This is a genomic window from Enterobacter cloacae complex sp. P1B (genome assembly GCF_014982345.1).
GTDB classification, from domain to species: Bacteria; Pseudomonadota; Gammaproteobacteria; order Enterobacterales; family Enterobacteriaceae; genus Enterobacter; species Enterobacter bugandensis.
The window spans coordinates 52,947-73,968 of the sequence record NZ_JADCLF010000012.1 but is presented as its reverse complement, the minus strand read 5'-3'; the positions used below and the strand labels follow the sequence as shown (position 1 = coordinate 73,968).

The following is a 21,022-nucleotide window of genomic DNA, read 5'->3' as shown; positions in this document are numbered from 1 at the left end:
GGGTGCTGACCGATCCCCGCTTTACGACTGAAGTTGAGATCACCGTTCCGTTCCACGACGTCGATATGATGGGCGTGGTCTGGCACGGCAACTATTTCCGCTACTTTGAGATCGCCCGCGAGGCGCTGCTCAATCAGTTTGACTATGGCTATCGCCAGATGAAAGCCTCCGGCTACGTCTGGCCCGTTGTCGACACGCGGGTGAAATACCGCGATGCGGTGACCTTTGAGCAGCGCATTCGCGTTCGCGCGCAGATTGAAGAGTATGAAAACCGCCTGCGCATTGCCTATCAAATTTTCGATGCGCAGAGCGGCAAACGCACCACCACCGGCTACACCATCCAGGTGGCGGTGGAAGAAGCCACCCGCGAAATGTGCTTTGTCAGTCCGGTAGTACTGTTTGAACGTATGGGAGTCATGCCATGAAATGGTTGCCTTTGCTGGCGCTGATCGTCAGCCCGCTGGTCAGCGCCGTGACGCTGGATGAACTGCAGCAGCGTTTCACCGAGCAGCCCGTGGTGCGCGCGCACTTCGAACAGGTCCGCACGATAAAAGATATGCCGCAGCCGCTGCGCTCGCAGGGCGAGATGCTGATCGCCCGCGACAGCGGCCTGCTGTGGGATCAAAAAGCGCCGTTTCCGATGACGCTGCTGCTGGACGACAAGCGGATGGTTCAGGCGATCAACGGCCAGCCGCCGCAGACCATCACCGCCGACAATAATCCGCAGATGTTCCAGTTCAACCACCTGCTGCGGGCCCTGTTCCAGGCCGACCGCAAGGTGCTGGAAGAGAACTTCCGCATCGATTTTAAAGACCTGGGCGCGGGCCGCTGGTCGCTGGTGCTTACCCCAAAAACGACGCCGCTGGACAAGATTTTCGCCACCCTCGATCTGGGCGGCGCGACCTATCTTGAAACGATTCGCCTGAACGACAGGCAGGGCGACCGTACCGATATTGCCCTTTCAAACCACCAACTGACGCCCGCCAGCCTGACCGATGACGAACGCCAACGCTTTGCCGCACCGTAAATCCCTGCGCCCGGCGCTGCTGTGGGCCACGGTATGTCTGGTTATGCTGGGCGTGCTGCTGTCGCTGCTGCCCGGCGCGCGGCTGAACAGCAGCGTGCTGGCCATGCTGCCGAAGCAGACGCTGGGGGCGATCCCTCCGGCGCTCAACGACGGGTTTATGCAGCGTCTCGACCGCCAGCTGGTCTGGCTGGTCAGCCCCGGCAAAGAACCCGATCCGCGCGTGGCGCAGCAGTGGCTTGAACTGCTGCACGGCAGCGACGCGCTCAGCGAGGTCAAAGGCCCGATGGACGCCGCCGGGCAAAAGGCCTGGGGAGAATTCTTCTGGCAGCACCGCAACGGGCTGATTGATCCGGCCACCCGCGCCCGCCTGCAAAACGGCGGAGAAGCGCAGGCGCAGTGGATTTTATCCCAGCTCTACTCCGCCTTCTCCGGCGTCAGCGGTAAAGAGCTGCAAAACGATCCGCTGATGCTGATGCGCGGCTCGCAGCTCGCCCTGGCGCAAAACGGCCAGAAGCTGCGGCTGATGGACGGCTGGCTGGTCACGCAAGATGAAGCGGGAAACTACTGGTATCTGCTGCACGGCGAACTGGCGGGTTCGTCATTTGATATGCAGCAGACCCACCGGCTCGTGACGACGCTTAACGCGCTGCAACAGACGCTGAAAGCGCGTTACCCGCAGGCGCAGCTGCTTTCGCGCGGGACGGTGTTCTACAGCGATTATGCCAGCCAGCAGGCTAAACGCGACGTCTCAACGCTGGGCATCGCCACCCTGCTTGGGGTGTTCCTGCTGATCGTGGCGGTGTTCCGCTCTCTGCGCCCGCTGCTGCTGAGCGTGCTCTCCATTGCCATCGGCGCGCTGGCGGGCACGGTGGTGACGCTGCTGCTCTTTGGCGAACTGCACCTGATGACACTGGTGATGAGCATGAGCATCATCGGTATTTCGGCCGACTATACGCTTTACTACCTGACCGAACGGATGGTGCACGGCGCGGAGCTCTCTCCCTGGCAAAGCCTGGCCAAAGTGCGCAATGCGCTGCTGCTGGCGCTGCTGACGACCGTCGCCGCCTACCTGATTATGATGCTGGCCCCCTTCCCCGGGATCCGCCAGATGGCGGTATTTGCCGCGACGGGGCTGAGCGCCTCCTGCCTGACGGTGATTTTCTGGCATCCGTGGCTGTGCCGGGGTTTGCCGGTGCGCCCGGTTCCCTTTATGGTTCTGATGTTGCGCTGGCTGGCCGCCTGGCGACGCAGTAAAAAACTGTCCGTTGGTCTGCCCGTCGCGCTGGCGCTGCTCTCCGCCGTGGGAATGAGCACCCTGAAGGTGGACGACGACATCGCCCAACTGCAGGCGCTGCCGAAAGATATTCTGGCGCAGGAGAAAACCATTACCGCCCTGACCGGCCAAAGCGTCGATCAGAAATGGTTTGTGGTGCACGGCGCTTCGCCCCAGCAAACGCTGGAGCGGCTGGAAGCCTTTACTCCCGCGCTGGCCGAGGCGCAAAAGGCGGGGGATCTCACCCGCTGGCGCACCCTGCCGCTGAACTCGCTGGCCCGCCAGAAAAGCGACCTTGCGCTACTGCGGAACGCCGCGCCTGCGGTGACGAACGTGCTGAAAAGCGCAGGGCTCAACGCCGTTTCCCCCAATCTGGACGCCATGCCGGTCAGCGTGGACGCGTGGCTTGAAAGTCCGGCCAGCGAGGGCTGGCGCCTGCTCTGGCTGACCCTGCCCGATGGGGAAAGCGGCGTGCTCGTGCCGGTGGACGGCGCAAAAAACAGCGCGGCGCTCGGTGAGCTGGCCGCGCGCCATGACGGCGTCGTCTGGGTGGACCGCAAGGCCAGCTTTGACAGCCTGTTTGCCCTCTACCGCACGCTGCTGACGGGGCTACTGTTTGCGGCGCTGGCGGTGATTGCCTGCGGGGCGATACTGCGCCTCGGCTGGCGCAAAGGGCTGACAAGCCTGGTGCCGTCCGTACTGTCGCTGAGCTGCGGGCTGGCGGTCCTGGCCGCAACGGGCCACCCGGTAAATCTGTTTTCACTGCTGGCGCTGGTACTGGTGCTCGGCATTGGCATTAACTACACGCTGTTCTTCAGCAACCCGCGCGGTACGCCGCTGACTTCGATGCTGGCGATTACCCTGGCCATGATGACCACCCTGCTGACGCTGGGCATGCTCGTCTTCAGCGCCACCCAGGCTATCAGCAGCTTTGGTATTGTGCTGGTGAGCGGTATTTTCACCGCCTTCCTGCTGGCACCGCTGGCGATGCCGGATAAGAAAGAGAGAAAACGTAAATGAACGCTGTTTATCGCGCCGTCGCGCTGGCCGCGGTGTTGCTGCTGGCAGGCTGCAGCCATTCGACCGATACCAAAGAGACGCGGCCTCAGGCCTGGCTTCAGCCTGGCACCAAAGTCACTCTGCCGCCGCCCGGCATCAGCCCGGCGGTAAGCTCCCAGCAGCTGCTGACCGGCAGCTTTAACGGGCAAACGCAGTCCCTGCTGGTGATGCTCAACGCGGATGCGCATAAGGTCACGCTGGCCGGCCTCTCTTCCGTGGGCATTCGCCTGTTCCTGGCAACGTACGACGAGAGCGGTATTCATACCGAGCAGTCGATCGTCGTGCCGCAGCTGCCGCCCGCCAGCCAGGTGCTGGCCGACGTGATGCTCAGCCACTGGCCGATTAGCGCCTGGCAGCCGCAGTTGCCGAAGGGCTGGACGTTAACGGACAATGGCGATCGGCGCGAGCTGCGTAACGCCAGCGGCAAGCTGGTGACGGAGATTGTCTACCTCCAGCGCAAAGGCAAGCGCGAGCCGATCAGCATCGAGCAACACGTATTCAAATACCACATCACCATTCAATATCTGGGTGACTGAGATGATTTATATATCCGCTGTTGGCATGGTCAACGCGCTGGGCAACTCGCCTGATGAAATTGCCGCCAACCTGGCTGCGGGCGTGGCGCCGGGCATGCACGCCCGGACCGGCTGGCTGCAGGGAATGCCCGAAGCGGTACTGGGCGGGGTGGAAGGCGAACTGCCGCTCATCCCGGACACCTTCTCTGCACACCGCACCCGCAACAACCAGCTGCTGCTGGCCGTGCTGGCGCAGATTCAGCCCGCCGTTGACGAGGCCATCGCCCGCGTTGGTCGCGACCGCGTGGCCGTGGTGCTGGGAACCAGCACCTCCGGGCTGGATGAAGGCGATGAGCACGTGCGCCGCATGACCGACGGCGAGACCAGCACGCGCTGGCAGTATCCGCAGCAGGAGCTGGGCGATCCGTCCCGCTTTCTCGCCAACTGGCTGCAGCTTGAAGGCCCGGCTTATACGATCTCCACCGCCTGCTCCTCCAGCGCGCGGGCGATGATCGGCGGCAAACGCCTGATCGAAGCCGGGCTGGTGGATATCGCCATTGTCGGCGGAGCAGACACCCTGAGCCGGATGCCTGTGAACGGCTTTAACAGTCTTGAATCCTTCTCCCCCACGCTCTGCGAGCCGTTTGGCCGGGACCGCCGGGGGATCACCATCGGTGAAGCGGCGGCGCTGATGGTATTAAGCCGGGAACCCGCGGACGTGGCGCTGCTCGGCACGGGCGAATCCAGCGATGCGTACCATATTTCCGCCCCGCATCCGCAGGGCGACGGGGCGATAAGGGCTATCACTCAGGCGCTCAGCGAAGCGGGCATGCAGCCGGACGACATCGGCTACATCAACCTGCACGGCACGGCCACGCCGCTCAACGATCAGATTGAATCACAGGTGGTTCACGATCTCTTCGGGGAAAGCGTGCCGTGCAGTTCAACCAAACACCTTACCGGCCACACGCTGGGCGCTGCCGGCATTACCGAAGCGGCTTTGAGCTGGCTTATCCTGACGCGCGATCTGCCCTTGCCGCCGCAGGATTTTTCCCGCTACGCTCCGGACGAGACGCTGGCGCCGTGCGGCCTGCTGCACCAGAGCACCGCCCTGAAAAAGCCGGTGATTTTGTCTAACTCGTTCGCGTTTGGCGGCAATAACGCCAGCATTCTGCTGGGGAGAACGTCATGAGCTATCTATCACCCGAAACCTATTTGCCGCACGATGCGCCCATGATGCTGCTGGGGTCCGTTGAAAATGTGACGGATGACATGGCGGTCTGCCGCGTGGCGGTTGACAGGCAAAGCGTGCTGGCGCCGTTTCTCAATGCCGATGGCGATCTGCCGGGCTGGTACGCGCTCGAGCTAATGGCGCAGACCGTTGGCGTCTGGTCGGGCTGGCATCGTCAGCAGCAGGGGCAGGAACATATCGCGCTGGGCATGGTGCTCGGCGCGCGCGAGCTGGTCTGCGCCAGCGGGCGTTTCGCCAAAGGCTTAACGCTGGACATTACCGTTAAGCTGCTGATGCAGGACGAACGCTTCGGCAGTTTTGAATGCACGATTTGCGCAGGTGAAGAGACGCTGGCCACGGGCCGGGTCAATACCTTCCAGCCGAGTGCAGAAGAATTAACATCGCTTTTTAATCAGGGATCCCACGCATGAGTCGTTCCGTACTGGTCACAGGGGCCAGCAAAGGCATTGGTCGCGCCATCGCCCGCCAGCTTGCCGCTGACGGGTTCACCGTCGGCGTGCATTACCATCGTGATGCCGCAGGCGCGCAGGAAACGCTGGACGCCATCACGCAGGCGGGCGGCAGCGGCCGTTTACTCTCGTTTGACGTAGGCAACCGCGAGCAGTGCCGTGAAGTGCTTGAACAGGAAATTGATGCCCATGGCGCATGGTATGGCGTGGTCAGCAACGCCGGAATTACCCGCGACGGTGCCTTTCCGGCACTGAGTGAAGACGACTGGGACAGCGTGATCCACACCAATCTCGACAGCTTTTATAACGTCATACACCCCTGCATTATGCCCATGATCGGCACCCGTCAGGGCGGGCGCATTATTACCTTATCCTCCGTCTCCGGCGTGATGGGCAACCGCGGCCAGGTGAACTACAGCGCGGCCAAAGCGGGCATTATCGGCGCCACCAAAGCGCTGGCGATCGAACTGGCAAAACGCAAAATCACCGTGAACTGCATTGCGCCAGGGCTGATTGATACCGGCATGATTGAGATGGAGGAGGCCGCGCTGAAGGAAGCGATGTCCATCATCCCAATGAAACGTATGGGCCAGGCTGAGGAGGTCGCCGGGCTGGCAAGCTATCTGATGTCGGATATCGCGGGCTACGTCACCCGCCAGGTCATTTCGATTAACGGAGGAATGCTATGACGCGTCGCGTGGTGATTACGGGCATGGGCGGCGTCACCGCCTTTGGCGAGAACTGGCAGTCCGTTTCCAGCCGGCTGCTGGCGTATGAAAACGCCGTGCGTAAAATGCCGGAATGGCAGGTTTATGATGGCCTGCACACCCTGCTGGGCGCGCCGATCGACGATTTCGCGCTGCCGGAACACTATACCCGCAAGCGTATTCGCGCCATGGGCCGCGTGTCGCTGATGTCTACCCGCGCCACAGAGCTGGCGCTGGAGCAGGCGGGGCTGATTGGCGAAGCGGTGCTCACCAACGGGCAAACCGGCATCGCCTACGGTTCTTCGACAGGCAGCACCGGCCCGGTCAGCGAATTCGCGACCATGCTTACCGAAAAGCACACCAATAACATCACCGGGACAACCTACGTCCAGATGATGCCGCACACCACCGCGGTGAATACCGGCCTGTTCTTTGGACTACGTGGCCGCGTGATCCCAACGTCGAGCGCCTGTACCTCCGGCAGCCAGGCGATTGGCTACGCCTGGGAGGCAATTCGCCACGGGTATCAGACCGTGATGGTCGCGGGGGGCGCGGAAGAGCTTTGTCCGTCTGAAGCGGCGGTGTTTGACACGCTGTTTGCCACCAGCCAGCGCAACGACGAACCCAAAACCACCCCCTCGCCGTTCGATACGCAGCGCGATGGTCTGGTGATTGGGGAAGGCGCAGGCACCCTCATTCTGGAGGAGCTGGAGCACGCCAGAGCGCGCGGGGCCACCATCTACGGAGAGATCGTGGGCTTTGCCACCAACTGTGACGCGGCCCATATCACCCAGCCGCAGCGTGACACCATGCAGATATGCATGGAGCAGTCGCTGGCGATGGCGGGGTTAAGCGCCCGGGATATGGGGTATATCTCCGCGCACGGTACCGCCACCGACCGCGGCGATATCGCCGAAAGCCAGGCCACGGCCGCCATCTACGGTGACAGCGTGCCGGTTTCTTCGCTGAAGAGCTATTTTGGCCACACGCTGGGGGCCTGCGGCGCGCTGGAAGCGTGGATGAGCCTGCAGATGATGCGCGAAGGCTGGTTTGCCCCGACGCTCAATTTAACGCAGCCGGATGAGCAATGCGGGGCTTTAGATTATATTATGGGAGAAGCCCGTCAGATTGACTGCGAGTATCTGCAGAGCAATAACTTCGCGTTTGGCGGCATCAATACCTCGATTATCATTAAACGCTGGGCGTAACTATGTACCGGTTTGTACTGGGAAAAATTTCCACCCTTTGCGCGGATCCGCTGGCGTCAACGCTTGCAGATAAGGCACCTCAGGGTGCACGACAGGCCTCCTGGCTGGCGGGCCGGACGCTGCTCGCCAGAACATTATCCCCTCACCCGCTCCCCGACATCATTTACGGCGAGCAGGGGAAGCCGGCATTTGCGAAGGGGGATCCGCTGTGGTTCAACCTGAGCCATAGCGGTGATGATATCGCCCTGCTGATGAGCGATGAAGGCGAAGTGGGCTGCGATATCGAAGTGATTCGCCCCCGCAAGAACTGGCAGGCGCTGGCCAACGCCGTTTTCAGCCTGACAGAGCATGACGAGCTGGAGCGTGAAGCGCCTGAGGAACAGCTTTCTGCCTTCTGGCGTATCTGGACGCGCAAAGAAGCGATTGTGAAACAGCGCGGTGGCAGCGCCTGGCAGATTGTCAGCATCGACAGCACGGCGCAGTCGCACTCGGTCAGCCAGCTGCAGCTCGGTTCTCTGAGCCTTGCCGTCTGTACCTCGACCCCTTACACCCTGACCACCGAGTCGATTATTCACGTCGGGGCAGGAAAATCACCAGTACACCCAGCATAATCAACGCGACGCCCAGCAGCCCATGCCAGGAGAAGCGCTCCCCCCAGCCGGGCAGCAGGATTGCCGCGCCCCACACCAGGATATAGCTGAGGCTCAGCAAGGCATACGCTTTGCTGAGCGCCATGCGATGCAGCGCCAGATACCAGCAGCCCATGGAGGCAACGTATCCCGTTAACCCCAGCAGCAGCGCGCCCGTGCCGGACGAAACGTGCCACAGCGCGGAGATAAACGTCAGAAAATCGCTGACCGGCGGCAGAGCCTGCATGGCATCGCGCAGCAACAGCTGTGCGGCGCTGACTAACAGCACGCTGCATAACGCCCAGAACGCGCCTTTCACAGGCTTCCTCCCAGCACGATAATCCCCATGATAATGAACCCGACCCCCAGCCAGTGGTGCACAGCAACGTGCTCGCGCCAGAAGACCTTCGCCGCCAGCGTCACCCAGACAAAATTGAGGCTCAGCATAGGGTAAGCTACGCCGACGGGCAGGCTCTGCAGCACCACCAGCCAGACCAGCATTCCGCAGCCCAGCGCCAGCATCGCCAGGCCAAGCCACCGCATGATGTGCGCGCCACGCCGCCCGCCTTTCGCCGGACGGGTAGCCTGTTTCTGGCACAGCTGTCCCGCGCAGCTCAGCAGGCTTGCCAGTATGAGCCAGGTCCAGGTCATCACTTCGGCAGATACTCCAGCAGGGCCAGACGCCCCTGGATATAGAGATTGTCCGGCTGCGGTAAATTCGCCTCTGCAATATCGTCACGTTTAGACAGCAGCATCACCAGCGACACGCTTCCCTGCTTACGATGCGTTGCCAGCCACTGCGCGAAGTCGTCTTCACTGACAAAGCGATCTTTCGCATCGGGATAATCCAGCCCGTAGCGCAGCTCGCCGCTCTGAGCAAACAGCGTGATGTCACTGCGCTTCAGCTCCCACGCCAGACCCGCGGCCACGCCAACGTTATTGGTCAGCACAAAGCGGCTGCCCTGTAGCGGCTCGCGCACGGTATCCACCAGCGACTGCGGCTGCTTGGAATCCACCACCAGGTTCGGAATGGCAAAACCAATCAACAACGCCAGACCCGCAGGACACAGCGCCGCCAGCCACCAGCGCTGCTGGCTCTGCCGCAGCGTAAACCAGCCTACCGCGCCCCAGATAAGGAACGCCACCACCGCGCAGAAGACTTTATACAGTTCGACCGACGTCCAGACCGGATGCTTAGCCAGCCCCCACGGCGAGACCGCCAGCGCCGCCACCACGCCGATAGCGCCAAACGCCAGGTTAATTCCGCCGTTAATGCGCAACGCTCTGGCCCCTTTTTCCGCCGCGAGGCAGGCATAGCGCGCCATCAGGATAGCCAGCGGGGCAAAACAGGGCAGGATATAGGTCGGCAGCTTGCCTTTAGCGATGCTGAAAAACAGCAGCGGCATCACCACCCACCCCAGCAGGTAGAACCCGCCGCCCGCGTTTTGCCTGTCATTCCAGCCAAGACGCAGCGCGCCTGGCAGCAGCGCCAGCCACGGCAGGCTGCCCGCGAGCAGGAACGGCAGGTAATACCAGAACGGAGCTTTATGCTGCGCGTCGCTCTGGGCAAAACGCTGAATATGCTCAACCCAGAAGAAGTAGCGCCAGAAATCAGGCTCGCGGTGCGCAATAGCCAGCCCCCACGGCAGAACAATCAGCACGCAGCTCAGGACCGCGAGCCAGCCAAAAATCAGCACCTCTTTCCAGCGCTTTTGGGCAATCACCCACGGCAGCACGCCGATCACCGGTACCGCCAGCGCCAGAAAGCCTTTGGTCATCACCCCCATGCCGCAGGCCAGCCCAAGCAGCACATAGCCGCCCGCTTTTCCGGCCACGGTGCGCGCCTGTGAGGCGAGCCAGAAGCTGCACATCGCCGCCACCAGCCACAGGGTGACGATGGGGTCCAGCACCGCATAGGTGCCGATGCCATACACCAGGAACAGGGTCAGGAAGATCAGGCCGGAGAAAATGGCCGTACGCTTATCCCGCCAGAGACGCCAGGCCATCCAGATCACCAGCAGCGCCGCGAGCCCGGTGGAGAAGATCGACCCGGCGCGTACGGCAAAGTTCGTGTGCCCGAACAGCCATTGTCCGATAGTGTTGATCCAGTAGCCGGCAATCGGCTTTTCAAAGTAGCGCAGCCCGAGGAAATGCGGGACAACCCAGTCACCCGATGCCAGCATTTCGCGGCTGATTTCCGCATAGCGCGTTTCATCAGGCTGCCACAGCAGGCGAATATCGACCGGAATGAAGTAATAAACGATAAACAGTGCGAAAAGCGCTACGCCATAACGGGCTGTTTTCATGGGACCGGACTCACGGTTTGTTGATAGCCAAGCCAGCCTTCCCGGCCAGCCAGTTCATTACGGACGACTTTACCCACGGGCAGGCTGCTGAGGTCGTCCGGCAGCAGCTCGCTCAACGGACAGAACGCAATGCCTTCCTGAGCGGCCATCGTCAGCAGTTCATCGAAATCATGCTGCCAGGCAATCCCTTCCACTTCGGCATGGATGGTATAGACCGGCGTTCCGGCGTCACGATGGATGCGGTCCAGAATGTAGCGATTAAATGCTTCCGCCTTCACCTCGCGCCCCACCACCTCATCCCACGTAGGAAGCGTGACAGGAATTTGCACCGTACCGTAGCGATTTTCGCCCAACAGCGGCAAAAACGGCCCGGTTCCACGACAGTCGCTATTGTAGCGAAACGCGAAATGCTCTTTGGCTTTGACCACCCGCTGGTCGGCACGCCATCCCGCCACGGCGGAGCAGCGCACGGGCTGACCGATGATGGCCTCAAGTTCCAGCATTCCACGCTCGACCTCACGGGACAGGCGCGGGATATCCCAGACGCCCGCCCACGCCTGCCAGGCGTGATGATCCCAGGCATGCAGGCCGACCTCGTGTTGCTGCGCCGCCGCGCGGATAACCGCTTCATTACCCGCGCCGATGCGTCTGCCGGGCCAGGCGGTGCCGGCCAGCAAAATATCCCAGCCGTAGAGGGATGCCGCGCGCGAGCGCAGCATTTTGAACAGAAATGCCGGTTTAACCAGACGCCATAAATGGCGTCCCATGTTGTCAGGCCCCACGCTGAAGAAAATGCTGGCACGCACGCCGTGCCTGCTCAGCAGTTCCAGCAGTCTGGGCACGCCGTCACGCGTTCCCCTGAAGGTGTCGACATCAATGCGTAAACCGACTTTTTTCATGAGGCCTGTTCCGATAGCTCCACGGTGCGCAGGAAGAAGTCGAGCGTCTCATCAATGGTCTGCTCCATCTTCACCGTCGGCGTCCAGTTCAGGCAGCGCTTCGCGTTGCGGATGCTTGGCTTACGGTGCTCGACGTCCTGGTAGCCCTTTCCGTAGTAGCTGCTGCTTTCCACTTCGCGGAAACCGGCAAACGGCGGGAAGCGATCGCGCAGCGGGTGGCGCTCAAAGCTGGCCAGCAGCATCTCTGCCAGCTCGCGAATGCTCGCCTCGTTTTCCGGGTTACCGATGTTAATGATCTCACCGTTGCAGCGGTTATCTTTGTTCTCAATGATGCGGAACAGGGCTTCGATACCGTCGCTGATGTCCGTAAAGCAGCGTTTCTGGCTCCCGCCTTCAATCAGCTTGATAGGCGAGCCTTCGACCAGGTTCAGGATCAGCTGAGTGATCGCGCGGGAGCTGCCGATTCGCGCCGCGTTCAGGTTATCCAGACGCGGACCCATCCAGTTAAACGGACGGAACAGGGTAAAGCGCAGACCCTCTTTCTCGCCGTAGGCCCAAATTACGCGGTCCAGCAGCTGCTTGGAGACAGAGTAGATCCAGCGCTGCTTGTTGATCGGCCCGACCACCAGGCTGGAGGCATCCTCATCGAAGTTTTTGTCGGTACACATGCCGTACACTTCAGAGGTGGACGGGAAGATGATGCGCTTGTCGTATTTCACGCAGTCGCGGATGATCTTCAGGTTCTCTTCGAAATCCAGCTCGAACACGCGCAGCGGGTTACGGGTGTACTCGATTGGCGTGGCGATGGCGACCAGCGGCAGCACCACGTCGCATTTTTTAATGTGATATTCGATCCACTCGGAGTGAATGCTGATATCCCCTTCCACAAAGTGGAAGCGCGGGTTGTTGAGGAAACGGCTGATGGCGTCAGAGCCGATATCCAGACCGTAAATCTCGTAGTTATCGTCTTTGAGCAGACGTTCGGTCAGGTGGTTCCCGATAAAGCCGTTCACGCCGAGGATCAGCACGCGCGTGCGGCGCTTGATGGCAACCACCGGCGCGCTGGTGATCAGCGCCCCGGCTACCAGACCCAGAGACTGCGCCAGCTGCGTGCCCTGAACGTACAGGCCGTTGTCGGTCTGCCCGGTGACAATCTCCAGCGCCTGCTCGCCGCAGCTCACAATCAGCGGGGAGACGGAGACGACGGTGCCCGGCTTAGCGGCCGGGATATCGTCACGCACGCGGGATTTCCAGACGATAAATTTGCTTACGCCCGCAAAGCTGTATGCGCCCGGCCACGGGTCGGTCACGGCGCGCACCAGGTTGTGCAGCTGGCGGGCGGGTTTATTCCAGTCCAGGCGACCATCTTCCGGCGCGCGGCGGCCAAAGCAGCTGGCCTTGCTTTCGTCCTGCTCGGTCTCCCTGAAGGTGCCGTTGAGGATGGCTGGCAGCGCGTCACGCAGCAGACTTTGCGCCGCGGTGCAGAGTTTATGATGCAGCTCAAGCGCGGTTTCATCCGCGTCGATTGCCACGCGCTGCTGGGCGACGATGGCCCCGGCATCTGCGCGGCGCACCATGCGGTGCAGCGTCACGCCCGTTTCCGTTTCGCCGTTGACCAGCACCCAGTTCAGCGGCGCGCGGCCACGGTAGGCGGGCAGCAGAGAGCCGTGAAGGTTAAACGCCCCTTTTGCGGCCAGGCCTAAGATCTCGTCGCAGATCAGGTTGCGATAGTAGAACGAGAAGATGACATCAGGTGCGAGCGCGCGGATGCGATCCACCCACAGCGGGTGGTTGACGTCGTCCGGAGCATACACCGGAATACCGCGCTCGGCGGCGATACGCGCCACGGAGCCGAAGAAGTGATTCTCTCCCGCCGCGTCCGGATGGGTAAAGATTGCAGCAATGTCATAGCCCGCTTCCAGCAGGGCCAGCGTGCCCGCGCACCCCATATCGTGATAGGCAAATACAACGGCTTTCATGGGTGGTTTTCCTCTTGAGATGCTTTGTGTTCCTGACGGACAACACGTTGAATAAAGTAGCGCGGACGTGCGCGAACATCGTTATAGATACGGCCTATGTATTCACCGAGCAGGCCCATTCCGACGAACTGGGCGCCGATGAACATAAACAGCACGGCAAAAAGCATGAAGACCCCTTCCGCCGCCCACTGCGGGCCAAAGACCAGCCGCAGCACCACCAGCAGGACGGACAACGTAAAACCGGCCAGGGCGATGATGCTGCCGAACACGCTTAGCAGGCGCAGCGGCGTGGTGGTCAGGCAGGTGACGAGGTCGTACATCAGGTTGATGAGACGCATAAAGCTGTACTTCGATTCCCCGTGCTCGCGCTCGGCGTGCAGGACCGGAATTTCCGTTGCCTTGCGGGCAAAGGTGTTGGCGAGGATCGGAATAAAGGTGCTGCGCTCATGGCAGTGCAGCATGGCGTCGACAATATGGCGGCGGTAGGCGCGCAGCATGCAGCCGTAATCGCCCATTGCTTTACCGGTGGTGCGCTGAATAAGGCGGTTGATGGTGCGTGACGCCAGCTTGCGGAACAGACTGTCCTGACGGTTCTGACGCACCGTGCCGACCACGTCATAGCCTTCGTCGGCTTTCGCCACCAGGCGCGGGATCTCCTCCGGCGGGTTTTGCAGATCCGCGTCCAGGGTGATAATCAGATCGCCCGTAACGTGGCTGAACCCGGCCATAATGGCGGAGTGCTGGCCATAGTTACGGTTGAGCAGCACGGCGACAATATGGCTGCCTTCGGCCTGGGCGGCTTCGGTCAGCATCAGCGCGGAATCATCACTGCTGCCGTCGTCCACCAGCAGAATTTCATAGGCTTTGCCCAGCGTATCGCAGGCTGCCGTGGTGCGGCGGATCAGCTCGGGCAGGCTCTCCTGCTCGTTATAAACTGGGATGACCACAGAAACTTTTTGTACAGGCGGTGCGCTGAACATATCAATGTCCTGCAAGCTGATGGAGCGCGGTAATGACGCGGGTTGTGTCGTCATGAGTCATGTCCGGGAAAAGAGGGAGAGAACAAATACGCGCGCTGTTCCATTCCGAATTCGGAAGCGATACATCAGGAAAACGCTCGCGGTAGTATTTTTGGGTGTGCGCCGCGCGGAAATGAAGGCCGGTGCCGATGCCTTGCTCCTTCAGCGCCGCCATCAGGTTGTCGCGTGAGATCCCGCAGCGCGCTTCATCAACGCGAATAATAAACAGGTGCCAGGCGTGAACGTGCGGCCATGACGGAATGCTCAGCGGCTGGAACGGCGTATCGGCAAGCTCGCGCAGGTAGCGTTGCGCGATTGCCTCGCGGCGTAGGTTGGCCTCTTTCAGCTTGCCCAGCTGTACCAGCGCCAGCGCGGCATTGATATCTGCGAGGTTGTACTTAAAGCCCGGGGAGATCACTTCGGCCTGCGGCGCACGGCCGTGCGTCTGGCGGTCATAGGCATCCACGCCCAGGCCGTGGAATTTCAGGCTGCGGATCCGCGCGGCAAGCCGGGCGTTATCCGTGACGACTAAACCACCTTCCGCGCAGGTCATGTTTTTGATGGCGTGGAAGGAAAAAATCGCCGTGCCTTTCCAGCCTACGTGACGGTTCTTGTAGTACGTTCCGGCGGCATGGGCCGCGTCTTCAATCACCGGAATACCGTGACGCTCACCGACGGCATGAATGGCGTCGATATCACACGGCGCGCCGGCGTAATGCACGGGAATAATCGCTTTGGTACGCGGGGTAATGGCGGCTTCAACCGCTTCCGGCGTCACCATCAATGTCTCGTTGTCCACATCGATCATGACCGGCGTGGCGCCCAGCAGCACGATCATATTCAGCGTGGAGACCCAGGTTTGGGAGGGGGTAATGACCTCATCGCCCGGACCAATATCCAGCGCCATCAGCGTGACGTGCATGCCCGCCGTCGCCGAGCAGACGGCAATCGCGTGCTGGTTCCCCGTCAGCTGACAAAATGCCGCTTCAAGTTCCTGATTTTTAGGCCCTGTGGTGATCCAGCCGGAGGTTAAAACCTGCTGCAACGCCGCTAATTCCTCACTACCCATCGACGGGCGGGAAAAAGGCAAAAAATCACTCATCATTAATTTCCTTGCAATAAGAATGGCACGCGCTTGATATTAACCAATTACTTTTTCGTTTATTTCAACGAACCATAAACTCATATCAAGGTATCGTTCATTTCTTAGGGAAAAATTAAGATGCGTAATTCAGATGTAACAAAATCAATATTAATCCATTTATAAACAATAACTTATGTAATTATGAATTATTTATTTCGTGATCAAACTCAATTTTTACTAAATGTTATTTTAAACCGAACATCAACAAACAAAAAAAATCCCGGTTATTTCTGTAAAAGCAGAAATAACCGGGAACTTTTCTTTTTAGTTAACTGTCGCGCTTATTTTAAGTTATCGGGAAAGTTTTTCGGTAACTCGCTGGCTGCACAGGCAATCACGCTTTCGTTGTTCGCACCGCAGTCGCGTACAAAGGTGATGGTGGCAAATTCGTCAATCACTTCTGTTGGATATGCCGGCCCCGCATCGCGATAGCTGTTCATCAGCGGAATATGGTCGTTCTGGAAGCAGACGGTTTTTTCCGGGTTGTTCATGACCCAACGCGGGAAGAAGATGGTGCCGTGGAACAGTTTGTCGCCCAGGTTCACAATCAGGCTAACGTCCGTACCGGTTGGCTCGGTCCAGGAGATTTTATAGATGCTCTCCCCTACCCGCACGATGTAAGCCTGCTGATCTTTAACCCAACGGTTCGCCACCAGACCGCTGTGAATACGGTAGTCGAGAGTAGTCTCGTTTTTGACGTAAATTTCGTAATTCCAGCCGTTGTCATAGGTATAAACCAGATGTTTGCCAACGAAGCCGCTTAAGTCGTGTTTGTCGAATGTGTTCATAAGATGTCTCCTTCGTTTTGATGAGACGATCTTAAGCCTTCAAAAAATGAATGAATAACGCTATGTTTTAATCAAATTCATCCAAATTTTAGATAAATTATGCACAAGACGACGCTGGAACAGTGGGCCTTACTGGAAAAAGTGGTGGATGCGGGCAGCTTTGCCAAAGCTGCGGAAGAAACCCACCGCAGTCAGTCCTCGGTGAGCTATAACCTGTCGCTGCTGCAGGAGCGGCTGGGCGTGGCGCTGCTGGCGCCGGAGGGGCGCAGGGCGGTGTTGACCCCGGCCGGTGAACTGCTTCTCGGCCAGGTGAAACCGCTGCTGAAAGCGTTTTCGTATGTCGAGACGCGCGCGGCGACCCTTCGTAACGGGATGCGCACGCGGCTGGACCTGGTGGTGGACTCGATTTTCCCACGCCGCCGCCTGTTCGCCATTCTGCGTCAGTTCCAGCAGCAGTATCCGCAAACTCAGGTCCGCCTCACGGAGGTGCTGGAAAATACCCGCGCCGATGCCATGAACAACGAGGCCGATGTGATGGTTTTAACCCGCCGCCAGGACATTACCGGGCTCGGCGAATGGCTGATGAACATTGACTTTGTCGCCGTGGCGCATCACCGGCATCCCCTCTTTAGCCTCGACGCGCCGCTGAATGATGAGATGCTGCGCCCGTGGCCGCTAATCCAGATTGCGGACAGCCAGAACGCCGCGCGGGCTGCCGGCGAGTCGTGGACGTTCTCGACCATCGACGCTGCCATAGAGGCGGTCGTCTCGCAGGTCGGCTACGGCTGGCTGCCAGAGGAACGCATTCAGCCCCAGCTGGAGCAAGGCGTACTAAAAATCCTCCCGCTGAGCCACGGCGTTCGTCGGGCCACGCCGCTGCATCTGATCGTGAAGCGCACCCTCGCCCCGCTGGATGAGCAGGTTGAAACCCTGCTGCGCCTTTTTAGCCAGGAGCCGTCATCATCACCTGCTACGCTTTAAGGTCCGAACGTTAAAACGATAAGGAGCTGATGATGAAAATCGACTTTGCGGGGAAAGTGGCCCTGGTCACCGCCTCAACCGGCGGGATCGGGTTTGCCATTGCCAGAGGCCTGGCAGAAAGCGGCGCGGAAGTGATCGTTAATGGCCGCAGCACCGACTCGGTGAACAAAGGTATTCAGCAGCTGCAGCAGGTTGTGCCTCGCGTGCAGGTGCGTGCAGCCATTGCCGATCTCAGCACCGCGGAAAGGGTTGAGTCGCTGCTGAAGGTCGCGAGCGACGTCGATATTCTGGTGAACAACGCCGGGATTTACGGCCCACAGGATTTCTATGGCACCGACGATGAAACCTGGGAGCGCTACTGGCAGACCAACGTGATGTCCGGCGTGCGCCTCTCCCGCGCCCTGCTGCCGGGCATGGTGAAAAAAGGCTGGGGCCGCGTGGTGTTTATCTCCTCCGAGTCAGCCTGCAATATCCCGGCAGACATGATCCACTACGGGGTGACCAAAACGGCCCAGCTCTCGCTGGCGCGCGGGCTGGCGAAGTTCGTGGCGGGAAGCGGCGTGACGGTGAACAGCGTGCTGCCGGGCCCGACGATGTCCGACGGTTTCGCTGAAATGATGAAAGATGAGATCGAGAAAACCGGTAAATCGCTGGAGCAGCTGGCGAAAGAATTTGTCATGACCAACCGCCCCAGCTCGGTTATCCAGCGCGCCGCCACCGTTGAAGAGGTGGCTAATATGGTGATTTATGTCTGTTCGCCGCAGGCCTCCGCCACCTCGGGCGCGGCATTGCGCGTCGATGGTGGCGTGGTGGACGACATTATTTAATGTCGTCAGGCGGCGCTGCCCGCGACACGACGGGCGGTAATGTAACGATCCTGCCAGTAGTCATCAGTCAGGGTTGAGACCGTTACGCCCTGGCTGCTGGAGGCATGAATAAACTGGCTGTTACCGATATACACGCCAACGTGCCTGCGGTTCGGTCCCGTCTGGAAGAAGACCAAATCTCCCGCCTTCAGACGGTATTGCGCTACCTGTACACCGCGATGGATCTGCTCGCTCGTCGTGCGCGGCAGATAAAGATGCGCCGCATCGCTGAACAGATGCTGCATAAGCGCGGAGCAATCCACTCCGCGGTGTGTGGTGCCGCCCCACTGATAGTGAGTCCCTTTCCATTTCTGGTATTGATCCAGTATCCGGGAGCGGAGTGGGCCTGTCTCCTGGTGAAGCAGGGCCGACTTCACCGGCGATTCCGCAAATGTGCTATCGGCGGAGATCATCGATGCGGGCAGCTGAAAACTCAGTGCGGAAAACGAAGCAAAACTTAACGTGAGGATTGAAATAAGCGATCTGAATGTCATATCTAAACAGGAGCTAAGAGTGAATTTATCCTTACCTGTGGGGGCCAACGTTCCCCCGAAATATCTTTCGATGTGGCGATAATATAGACTGCTCACTTTTTCACCAATCATTATTGAGGCCAAAATTGGACTCACTTTCAGATCGCAAGATTGAGAAAAAAAAGGGTGGTGATGTAAGGACTGTTCAGATAAAGCAGGTAAACTGATCGACAGAATGTGTAATTCAGCTAAGACGTATTTATGACCAATATGATTGCCGACGAGACGGTGGCGAAATCCAGCGTGCTCTCTGTCTTTGACTTTGACGGGACGCTCACGCACCACGACAGCTTTATCCCTTTCCTGCGTTTTGCCTTTGGGAAACGCTACTTTGCGGGTCGTCTGGTGCGCATGGCGCTGCCCACGCTCCACTGCGTGCGCCGCAAGCTGACGCGTGATGAGCTGAAGGAAGTGCTGATTAAAACGTTCCTGACGGGCGTGGACGAACACTGGCTACGCCAGCAGGCGGAAGCCTTTTGCGAAAAATACTGGAACAAGCTGATGCGCCCCGAAGGGGTTCTGGCGGTGGCGGCTGAGGTAAATTCCGGCGCGGAAGTGACGATCTGCTCTGCGTCGCCGGCGCTGGTGCTCCAGCCGTGGGCGGACAGGCTCGGCATTAAGCTGATTGGCACGCAGCTGGAAGTGAAGGACGGCAAGCTGACGGGACGCATTACGGGCAATAACTGCCGCTGCGCCCAGAAAGTGGCGAGGCTGGAGAAGGTGTATGGCGATCTGAACGACTATCATCTGCGAGCCTGGGGCGACACCCGCGGCGACCACGAACTGCTGGCCGCGGCGCAGGATCCACACTGGCGGCACTTCCATCACCCGCGCAAGCGCCGGAATTCACCGATTAAGGGTTAGGTGCGGTCTGTTGCCCTCACCCCAGCCCTCTCCCACAGGGAGAGGGAGAAAAGCGGTGCATCAGGCCTCACGTTTCCCCGGGAACAACACGCTCGCAATAATCCCCAGCGCCAGCACACCTAACACCACAAACAGGCTGGCCGTCGCGCCAATGCTGTAACCGTGGTGCCAGAAGTGATCGGTCGCATTCAGACCCAGCTTGAACGCCACGAAGAACAGCAGCAGCACCACCGCTTTCTCCAGGTGCACCAGATACTGCTTGAGTGCTTCCAGCACAAAGTAGAGGGTACGCAGGCCGAGAATGGCGAACATCATGGCGCTGTAGATAATCAGCGGCTCGCGGCTTACCGCAATAATCGCCGGTACGGAGTCAAACGCGAACATTACGTCAGAGAGTTCCACCACCGCCACGCAGAGCAGCAGCGGCGTTGCATAGCGCTTCGCCTTCTTCACGCGGCCAACCGTTACGTCCTGGTTTTCCGGCTTTTCAAGCTCCGCATCCACCTCTTTCTGCGTCAGGATAAACGCGTTGCTGCTGATTTTGGGCCAGACGGGATAGAAGCGTTTCACCAGGCGATAGGCAAGGTGACCCGAGTAATCTTCCACTTCGTCACTCTCTTCATTGCGCTTGAGCATCATCACCGCCGTCCAGCCGACGACCAGCGCAAAAATAACCTCCACGTAAGGCCCCAGGCTCAGCAGGCTGGTGCCGATCGCCACGAAAATACCGCGGAAGACAATCGCCCCAAGCACGCCCCAGTAGAGCACACGGTGACGGTACTTATCCGGCACGCCGAACCAGGCAAAGATCGCCATCATCACGAACAGGTTATCAATGGAGAGCACCTCTTCCAGCGCGTAACCGGTGAGGAACAGGCTCGCCATCTCGGCGCCGTGGTGGATGTACAGAAAACCGGCGAAGGCCATCGCCATCGAGAACCAGAAAACGGACCACATGGCCGCACTTTTCAGCGAAACAGGTTTATCGTGACGGTGCATGAAGAGGTCGATAAACATCGCCCCAACGGCCATCACCACAAAGACAACAACGGTTTCAGTCGGGAAACCGAGATGAGCAGAAGCCATGAATCTATCCTTAACCTTCATCTGCGCGCTGGCAGAGGCAACGTTTGCAACAAAAAAAAGAAAACGCCCGTATCACCGGGCAAGAGAATAATAATAACACTTCTTCGCGCCAGCCCGGCAATGTAAATGTGATGTTAAAAGTGCCTGGATTTCTCTTACGTCTTCCGGGAAGGCAACGTGTTCTTCCGGAGATTATTCTTTCATTATTATGAAAGTTTTATTATCTGAGCTGAACCTGACATACGGCAAGTAGTAAATAAGCCGTAAAATTCTCACACTGAATTGCTGATAAAACCCTGATAAAAACAACCTAACTCATTGATTTTAAAACAACCAAAGACAAATCATGACGTTCTCACTTTATTTTTTTTAAACGCTTGTTAACCTGACCCAGAAAAATATTCAGACTTCTTGTGATGGAAGTTTTTCACATGGACT

22 protein-coding genes are annotated in these 21,022 nt (G+C 59.3%); 12 read left to right on the top strand and 10 right to left on the bottom strand.

The window, feature by feature from the left end:
- The first annotated feature begins 2 nt into the window (after positions 1–2).
- From INF77_RS12405 to acpT, 9 genes are read left to right on the top strand one after another with little or no spacing between them, the layout of a single operon-like run.
- Positions 3–425, top strand: coding sequence for a thioesterase family protein (locus INF77_RS12405; RefSeq protein WP_193532557.1), 423 nt, complete (start codon positions 3–5; stop codon positions 423–425).
- Positions 422–1,027 carry an outer membrane lipoprotein carrier protein LolA gene (locus INF77_RS12400; RefSeq protein WP_045631452.1) on the top strand — a complete coding sequence of 202 codons (606 nt, stop codon included), beginning with the start codon at positions 422–424 and terminating at the stop codon, positions 1,025–1,027. The genes INF77_RS12405 and INF77_RS12400 overlap by 4 nt, the downstream gene beginning before the upstream one ends.
- Entirely contained in the window at positions 996–3,320 is a 2,325-nt protein-coding gene (locus INF77_RS12395; protein WP_193532558.1) for an MMPL family transporter, read from the top strand. The genes INF77_RS12400 and INF77_RS12395 overlap by 32 nt, the downstream gene beginning before the upstream one ends.
- The gene (locus INF77_RS12390) at positions 3,317–3,895 is read left to right on the top strand and encodes a DUF3261 domain-containing protein (RefSeq protein WP_049138150.1); all 579 of its coding nucleotides are present in this window, start codon (positions 3,317–3,319) and stop codon (positions 3,893–3,895) included. The genes INF77_RS12395 and INF77_RS12390 overlap by 4 nt, the downstream gene beginning before the upstream one ends.
- A gap of 1 nt (position 3,896) precedes the next feature.
- Positions 3,897–5,066, top strand: a complete 1,170-nt coding sequence (locus INF77_RS12385; RefSeq protein ID WP_193532559.1) for a beta-ketoacyl-[acyl-carrier-protein] synthase family protein — start codon at positions 3,897–3,899, stop codon at positions 5,064–5,066.
- Positions 5,063–5,536 (top strand): 3-hydroxy-fatty acyl-ACP dehydratase, encoded by a 474-nt coding sequence (locus INF77_RS12380; protein ID WP_150145220.1) that lies wholly within the window; start codon positions 5,063–5,065, stop codon positions 5,534–5,536. Before INF77_RS12385 ends, INF77_RS12380 begins: the two co-directional genes overlap by 4 nt.
- Positions 5,533–6,264, top strand: coding sequence for a 3-ketoacyl-ACP reductase FabG2 (locus INF77_RS12375; RefSeq protein ID WP_028014712.1), 732 nt, complete (start codon positions 5,533–5,535; stop codon positions 6,262–6,264). The genes INF77_RS12380 and INF77_RS12375 overlap by 4 nt, the downstream gene beginning before the upstream one ends.
- A complete protein-coding gene (locus INF77_RS12370) occupies positions 6,261–7,490 on the top strand; it encodes a beta-ketoacyl-ACP synthase (RefSeq protein ID WP_028014713.1) in 1,230 nt (409 codons plus the stop codon). The genes INF77_RS12375 and INF77_RS12370 overlap by 4 nt, the downstream gene beginning before the upstream one ends.
- 2 nt (positions 7,491–7,492) lie before the next feature.
- A complete protein-coding gene (acpT, locus tag INF77_RS12365; protein WP_028014714.1) occupies positions 7,493–8,101 on the top strand; it encodes a 4'-phosphopantetheinyl transferase AcpT in 609 nt (202 codons plus the stop codon).
- On the opposite strand, the gene arnF is transcribed toward acpT, so the two are convergent.
- From arnF to INF77_RS12325, 8 genes are all read right to left on the bottom strand, one after another.
- Positions 8,058–8,438 (bottom strand): 4-amino-4-deoxy-L-arabinose-phosphoundecaprenol flippase subunit ArnF, encoded by a 381-nt coding sequence (gene arnF / locus INF77_RS12360; RefSeq protein WP_048960809.1) that lies wholly within the window; start codon positions 8,436–8,438, stop codon positions 8,058–8,060. The two genes, acpT and arnF, sit on opposite strands and share 44 nt — an antisense overlap.
- A complete protein-coding gene (arnE, locus tag INF77_RS12355; protein ID WP_045259389.1) occupies positions 8,435–8,770 on the bottom strand; it encodes a 4-amino-4-deoxy-L-arabinose-phosphoundecaprenol flippase subunit ArnE in 336 nt (111 codons plus the stop codon). Before arnE ends, arnF begins: the two co-directional genes overlap by 4 nt.
- Positions 8,770–10,425, bottom strand: coding sequence for a lipid IV(A) 4-amino-4-deoxy-L-arabinosyltransferase (gene arnT, locus INF77_RS12350; protein WP_193532560.1), 1,656 nt, complete (start codon positions 10,423–10,425; stop codon positions 8,770–8,772). Before arnT ends, arnE begins: the two co-directional genes overlap by 1 nt.
- The gene (gene arnD, locus INF77_RS12345) at positions 10,422–11,324 is read right to left on the bottom strand and encodes a 4-deoxy-4-formamido-L-arabinose-phosphoundecaprenol deformylase (RefSeq protein WP_193532561.1); all 903 of its coding nucleotides are present in this window, start codon (positions 11,322–11,324) and stop codon (positions 10,422–10,424) included. Before arnD ends, arnT begins: the two co-directional genes overlap by 4 nt.
- A complete protein-coding gene (gene arnA, locus INF77_RS12340) occupies positions 11,321–13,303 on the bottom strand; it encodes a bifunctional UDP-4-amino-4-deoxy-L-arabinose formyltransferase/UDP-glucuronic acid oxidase ArnA (RefSeq protein WP_049000483.1) in 1,983 nt (660 codons plus the stop codon). The genes arnD and arnA overlap by 4 nt, the downstream gene beginning before the upstream one ends.
- Positions 13,300–14,283 carry an undecaprenyl-phosphate 4-deoxy-4-formamido-L-arabinose transferase gene (gene arnC / locus INF77_RS12335; protein ID WP_041911876.1) on the bottom strand — a complete coding sequence of 328 codons (984 nt, stop codon included), beginning with the start codon at positions 14,281–14,283 and terminating at the stop codon, positions 13,300–13,302. Before arnC ends, arnA begins: the two co-directional genes overlap by 4 nt.
- 1 nt (position 14,284) lies before the next feature.
- Positions 14,285–15,424: a UDP-4-amino-4-deoxy-L-arabinose aminotransferase gene (gene arnB / locus INF77_RS12330; protein ID WP_193532572.1), complete on the bottom strand. Its 1,140-nt coding sequence runs from the start codon at positions 15,422–15,424 to the stop codon at positions 14,285–14,287.
- A 323-nt stretch (positions 15,425–15,747) separates the two neighbouring features.
- Positions 15,748–16,254 (bottom strand): phenolic acid decarboxylase, encoded by a 507-nt coding sequence (locus INF77_RS12325; protein WP_028014722.1) that lies wholly within the window; start codon positions 16,252–16,254, stop codon positions 15,748–15,750.
- Between the two features lie 99 nt (positions 16,255–16,353).
- Between INF77_RS12325 and INF77_RS12320 the strand changes: the two genes are divergently transcribed.
- Positions 16,354–17,235, top strand: a complete 882-nt coding sequence (locus tag INF77_RS12320) for a LysR family transcriptional regulator (RefSeq protein WP_063155485.1) — start codon at positions 16,354–16,356, stop codon at positions 17,233–17,235.
- Positions 17,236–17,267: 32 nt separating this feature from the next.
- Complete coding sequence (locus INF77_RS12315; protein WP_193532573.1) at positions 17,268–18,062, top strand: SDR family NAD(P)-dependent oxidoreductase; 795 nt, start codon at positions 17,268–17,270, stop codon at positions 18,060–18,062.
- Positions 18,063–18,067: 5 nt separating this feature from the next.
- On the opposite strand, the gene INF77_RS12310 is transcribed toward INF77_RS12315, so the two are convergent.
- Positions 18,068–18,595: an NlpC/P60 family protein gene (locus INF77_RS12310; RefSeq protein ID WP_028014725.1), complete on the bottom strand. Its 528-nt coding sequence runs from the start codon at positions 18,593–18,595 to the stop codon at positions 18,068–18,070.
- Between the two features lie 240 nt (positions 18,596–18,835).
- Here INF77_RS12310 and INF77_RS12305 point away from each other — a divergent pair, with 240 nt between their 5' ends.
- Positions 18,836–19,498, top strand: coding sequence for an HAD family hydrolase (locus INF77_RS12305; RefSeq protein ID WP_028014726.1), 663 nt, complete (start codon positions 18,836–18,838; stop codon positions 19,496–19,498).
- A gap of 60 nt (positions 19,499–19,558) precedes the next feature.
- Here INF77_RS12305 and INF77_RS12300 read toward each other — a convergent pair whose 3' ends face one another.
- On the bottom strand, positions 19,559–20,584 hold the full coding sequence (locus INF77_RS12300) for a TerC/Alx family metal homeostasis membrane protein (protein WP_045259396.1): 1,026 nt from the start codon (positions 20,582–20,584) through the stop codon (positions 19,559–19,561).
- Positions 20,585–21,022: the final 438 nt, after the last annotated feature.